At 46.9% G+C, this 245-nt stretch carries 1 protein-coding gene; it reads left to right on the top strand.

Features of this window, described 5'->3' with window-relative positions; translation table 11 throughout:
* Positions 1-22: 22 nt before the first annotated feature.
* A partial coding sequence (locus SB773_RS33955) for a BrxA/BrxB family bacilliredoxin (RefSeq protein WP_410594887.1) occupies positions 23-245 on the top strand: 223 nt, incomplete at its 3' end.

Consider the following 245-nt stretch of genomic DNA (forward strand, 5'->3'; position numbering starts at 1 on the left):
TTGTAATCAAGGGGGTTTTTTTATGTCGATGGCATATGATGAATATATGAAACAAATGGTGAAGCCAATGCGTGCGGAACTGGTGCAAGCAGGTTTTGAGGAGTTGGAATCCGCTGAAGCGGTTGAAAACTTTATGGGTTCAGTAGAAGGTACGACACTTGTCGTCGTAAATTCAGTTTGTGGCTGTGCTGCCGGGTTAGCCCGTCCAGCAGCTACCCAAGCCGTACTCCAAGCAGACAATAAGC

The sequence above is a fragment of the Bacillus sp. SIMBA_074 genome (genome assembly GCF_046534555.1).
In the GTDB taxonomy this organism is placed as follows: Bacteria; Bacillota; Bacilli; order Bacillales; family Bacillaceae_G; genus Bacillus_A; species Bacillus_A mycoides.